We start from the raw sequence: 3,981 nt of genomic DNA on the forward strand, positions 1-3,981 counted from the left end.
CCACGCCTGCGCCCGCGCCCTGACCCACGACACCACCCTCTACCTGCACCACGGATTCGACCCCACCCGACACCACACCTGACGCCCCGCCACCCACATCGCCCGCCGCGACCCGTGGTCCTTCCCGCCCTTCGACCTCCGCGATCCCGAGGGTGAGGACGTCCGTTCCGCCGCGGTCGGGCAGTTCACCGCCGTCTACTGATCAACCGCCCGGCCGGACGCCTCAACGTACTGGACATCATCCGGCTCGGTAACCACCCATGGCTGGCGAACTCCAGTACAACCTGTTGCCGCGCCCGCTGGTTCGCGGACCGAAGGGGATGACAGGGCTGTCTACCCTCATGCGGGGCCGACCGCTCGGTAGTGCCCTCACCTCCATTCCGATGCCGCAACCTCCTGTCGCAGCAGATGGGCTGGGGGCACTCTGATCTGGGTGATGCCGGGGAGAGCGGGAGCGGCCCTGACGAAGCCGGGCATCGAGCCGTACCAGAGTTGCAGGGCCCGAGACGGGGGCTGGATCGGTGTGGCTGAGCGCCCCGGTTTCGGGGCAGGCAGCCCCGCGGCTCACTTCGGAAACGTGGAGGTCTCGCCGACGGCGGCGAGCAGTTCGAAGGGGAGCTCCCGATCGACTTGACCGATGGTGAGCCCGAGCCAGCGACCAGCAGACGACACCTGCCACATCTGCATGCTCCCAGCAAGCATGCAAAGGGAGCCCAGGGGCTCCGGCGCCTCCTCGATGTCTGGGCAGTCCGGGATGTCGAGCCCGAGACAGGTCCACAGATCGACCACGGTCGGACTGCCCCAACGCCCAGCCAGCACCGTGACCAGTGAGGTGAGGTCTGCCTCCAGCTCCTCCTCGGCCACCGTGATCGTCTCCGGACCGGGAACGTCTCCCGGCTCCGCCAGTTGCATCGACATCGGCTGGACGATCTGTCACACGGCGCCCACTTCGACGGCCCGCGGCTGGACATCTTCGACGCCGAGCACGGGACGCTGCCGCCGCCAGTACTGGCCGGCCGGATCAACGTCGACCCGTACTCGGAGGACCCGCGGCGCAACGTTCCGCACATCCACCTGGAGCCGTTCCAGGACGAGGTAATGGAGTGCCTCGACCCGCAGGAGTTCGCCGCGGTGATCGCCCAGGTACGCGCGCATTGCGAACGGCTCGACGAAGTGCACACCAGCTGGTGAAGGCGCGGGCCGAGTACCGCTGAGAGCTTGCATGGTGAAGCCCCAGTCCTCTGACTGGGGCTTCACCATGTCCCCCCCCAGATGCGGCGGGTGGCCTCTTGCGCGACGGTGGAAAGAGCACTGACCTCACTCCTCTTTGGAGAGCCATGATCGTCAAGATGCTGCACGACAAGGGCCTGAAGTCCGAGCACGCCTACTGCGCCGGCTTCCTCGCGATCGGCTTGTCCGTCGCCTCGTGGTTCGGGTCGATTACGGTCGAGCGCCTTGGGGTGGCTCGTGCGGATCACTGGGGCATTTACGTGGGTGAGTGGGCGCCGACGTTCTTCGCCCTCGGCCTGGCCCTCGCAAACTACGAGCACCCCGACATCGATGTTGAGCTCGAGGCGGAGTCGCTGCACCCCGTCACTGACTGACACCCATGTCCGGCTATCTGCCTGCGGTCGTGTACCCGCTTGATGAATCGGGTGGGCGTCGGGTGCGTGTGGATGGGGAGTTTGCCGGGCGCGCCCACGACGACCGCGATGTCACCGAGTTTCTGCGCCGGGCTGGGATGGATGACATCAGCGAGGAGGAGGTGGCTCTGACCGGGATGATCGACTGGCGTGGTGGTGGGCCAGAACTGTGGCCGGCCCCGTGGTGAGCGAGCCTTCGGCGGCCTTGCCGTGTCCTCTGCAGGTGCCGCCGGGTTGTCCTGGGCACGGACTCCTATCCCCCGGCCACCGGCACGTACCCGTCCGCCCCTCGCCTTCCGCTGCTGACTGAGGCGCGCGAAGTGGTCAACCTGCTGCGGCACTTCGCCGACGACAGCGCCGAGGGGCAGGCGGCCGGGGACCTGGCGGCGGATCTCGCCCGCCGGCTGCCCGCGGAGTGACGTTGCTCGTCCGGCGGATCAGCGCTGGAGGGTGCAGAAGGCGTGTGCGACGGAGACGAGGGTGACGTGGTGGTGCCAGCCCCTCCAGGTGCGGCCTTCGAAGTGGGCCAGCCCAGGGCCTGTTTCATCTCGCGGTAGTCGTGCTCGATGCGCCAGCGCAGCTTCGCGGTGCGCACCAAGGTTGCCAGCGGGGTGTCGGCGGGCAGGTTGGACAGCCAGAACTGGACGGGTTCGGGTGGGACCCCTCCTCGTCGGCATCGGTCTGGTGCGCCAGGCTGGCCCGAGCCGCCCAGGGGGCCCGTGGGAGACGGCATTGCTGGTCCTGGCCGCCGGGACTGTTCCTGCCCTGGGCAGTCACCCTTGTCTCCGGCTAACTGGGCGAACGGAACGCCAGGAACGACGCTCGCAAGGTAACCCTGCGCACCGGTCTGGTGGTCCACAGCGCCCAGTCGCTCAGCCTCTCCTCGTGGGCGCCCGGCCTGCGCCACCGAGATCTCGGTGCGGGCGTCCACCTTCGCCACCGCTACGAGGGCCTGCGGCTCATCGTGGAGCAACGCCGGGCGTTACTACGCCGTGCCTATCAGCTGGCGGGCGCGGACCGACAACGTCTTCATCCTCAGGGAGGGCGAGGGCGTGCGCATCGAGTTCGCGCCGGTAGAGAGGCGCCTGATCGTTCCTGCCTGCCACGCCTCGTCTGCGCCACCTGAGAGACGGGCGCGCCTCGCAGGACATCCAGCACCGATCCGAAACCTCCAGGGTGGGCGTCGCAGGATGAGGCATCGCGACCTTTGTGATGCGCGGGCGCGAGTACCTCGTCGCTCTGAAGGCCGAGGACTGTCTGCTGACCCTGCATTCCCTGCACTGGGCGGACGAGATCCGTAACCCCCATCAGGAGGTCCCCGACCTGCCGGGCAGGACGGAGCCGACCGCCGCCGAGGTGAAGATGGCCCACCAGCTCATCGACGCCCTCACCGCCGACTGGGATCCGGAGCTGACCCGGTTGATCACGGGGACGCTCGACCCGCACCTTCAGTGTCATCCTGACGACGAATGGGCCCAGCTGGCATCCGCCCAGCTCACCGGCGTCCGCGCCACCCTCGCGCAACTCTCGAAATGACCCCCGGACGACCTCTGATGCCTACCTCTGTCCGCCGGCGCCGCTATCCCTCCGACACCTCTGTCGCGGAATGGGCGCTGATTGAACCGCTGCTTCCCGTCCCGGCCTGCCAGACCAAGACCGGCGGCTGGCCGGAGAAGTGGCACCGCCGTGACATAGTCGACGCGATCCGCTACCTCGTCGACAACGGCGTCAAATGGCGGGCGCTGCCAGCCGATTACCCGTCCTGGCAGACCGTCTACTACCACTTCGCCGCCTGGCACCGCCGCGGCGTCATCGCCTTCCTCCGTGATCAACTCCGTCGGCAGATCCGCGCTGGCCAGGGCCGATGCGCCTGGCCAGTGACACTGATCGTCGATTCACAGTCGGTCAAAGGGGCAGAGACCGTCTCCAAGGCCACCCGAGGCTTCGACGCCGGAAAGAAAATCAACGGGCGCAAGAGACACATCGCCGTCGACACCCTCGGGCTTCCGGTGGTGATCACGGTGACACCCGCCGACACCACCGACCGCGACGCAGCCCGCGAACTCCTCTGGCGGCTACGGCTCATGCAACCGCAAATCACGCAGGTCTGGGCCGGCTCCGCCTACGCCGGCCAGCTCGTCAACTGGTCCGAAGACTTCCTCAACATGACCCTCAAAACGGTCTCCCGGCCCCGCGGCGCGAAAGGCTTCGTCGTCCTGCCCCGCCGCTGGAAAGTCGAACGAAACGTCCGCGACTACGAACGTCTTCCACAACATTCCGAAGCCCACCTGACCTGGGCACTCATCACCCTGATGACCCGGAGGTGCACCCGCAGCGG

Annotated in this window: 6 protein-coding genes and 1 pseudogene; 5 read left to right on the forward strand and 2 right to left on the reverse strand. The window is 67.7% G+C overall.

All coding sequences use genetic code 11. The annotated features are described in order from the left end of the window. Positions 1 to 564 precede the first annotated feature (564 nt). Entirely contained in the window at positions 565 to 912 is a 348-nt protein-coding gene (locus ACFYY7_RS45295; protein WP_388672239.1) for a hypothetical protein, read from the reverse strand. On the opposite strand from ACFYY7_RS45295, the gene ACFYY7_RS45300 reads away from it, so the two are divergent. From ACFYY7_RS45300 to ACFYY7_RS45310, 3 genes are all read left to right on the forward strand, one after another. Next, on the forward strand, positions 907 to 1,191 hold the full coding sequence (locus ACFYY7_RS45300; RefSeq protein WP_388672242.1) for a DUF6907 domain-containing protein: 285 nt from the start codon (positions 907 to 909) through the stop codon (positions 1,189 to 1,191). The two genes, ACFYY7_RS45295 and ACFYY7_RS45300, sit on opposite strands and share 6 nt — an antisense overlap. A gap of 146 nt (positions 1,192 to 1,337) precedes the next feature. Next, positions 1,338 to 1,604 carry a hypothetical protein gene (locus tag ACFYY7_RS45305; RefSeq protein ID WP_388672245.1) on the forward strand — a complete coding sequence of 89 codons (267 nt, stop codon included), beginning with the start codon at positions 1,338 to 1,340 and terminating at the stop codon, positions 1,602 to 1,604. Between the two features lie 5 nt (positions 1,605 to 1,609). Next, entirely contained in the window at positions 1,610 to 1,831 is a 222-nt protein-coding gene (locus ACFYY7_RS45310) for a hypothetical protein (protein ID WP_388672248.1), read from the forward strand. A 249-nt stretch (positions 1,832 to 2,080) separates the two neighbouring features. Here the strand turns inward: ACFYY7_RS45310 and ACFYY7_RS45315 are convergent. Beyond that, positions 2,081 to 2,292: pseudogene (locus ACFYY7_RS45315) on the reverse strand (IS701 family transposase); the annotation flags it as partial. Between the two features lie 548 nt (positions 2,293 to 2,840). Here ACFYY7_RS45315 and ACFYY7_RS45320 point away from each other — a divergent pair. Continuing rightward, positions 2,841 to 3,179 (forward strand): Ku protein, encoded by a 339-nt coding sequence (locus ACFYY7_RS45320; RefSeq protein ID WP_388672254.1) that lies wholly within the window; start codon positions 2,841 to 2,843, stop codon positions 3,177 to 3,179. After that, the coding region (locus ACFYY7_RS45325; RefSeq protein WP_388672251.1) for an IS5 family transposase at positions 3,176 to 3,981 on the forward strand (806 nt) is incomplete at its 3' end. The genes ACFYY7_RS45320 and ACFYY7_RS45325, both read left to right, overlap by 4 nt.

It is taken from the genome of Streptomyces sp. NPDC001933 (genome assembly GCF_042890955.1).
GTDB lineage: Bacteria > Actinomycetota > Actinomycetes > Streptomycetales > Streptomycetaceae > Streptomyces.